Annotated in this window: 1 protein-coding gene; it reads left to right on the top strand. The window is 57.2% G+C overall.

The window, feature by feature from the left end; all coding sequences use genetic code 11:
• Window positions 1-250, top strand: a 250-nt coding sequence (locus LVD47_RS23545) for an HtaA domain-containing protein (RefSeq protein WP_236981178.1), incomplete at both ends; no start/stop codon positions are given.

The following is a 250-nucleotide window of genomic DNA, read 5'->3' as shown; positions in this document are numbered from 1 at the left end:
CGTCCAAGGTGACCTCGGGTTCGCTGACCTGGGGTATCCGAACATCCTTCACCAGTTACCTGCGTGGTCCTATTGCCAATGGCTCGTGGAAGCTTTCGGGCGGCGCCAACTGGAACGGTTCGGCCTTCACTTTCCCTCTCACCAGCGGCTCATTCGATCCTGCTACCAAATCTGGATCTCTTAAGTACTCCGGCTCGGTTCACATGACTGGCCATCACGGCATTCTGGACATGACGCTGGCTGAGCCTTC

It is taken from the genome of Membranihabitans maritimus, assembly GCF_021729145.1.
Lineage (GTDB): Bacteria > Bacteroidota > Bacteroidia > Chitinophagales > Saprospiraceae > Membranihabitans > Membranihabitans maritimus.
The sequence above is the reverse complement of the archived record's forward strand: the minus strand, read 5'-3'. Positions and strand labels throughout refer to the sequence as shown.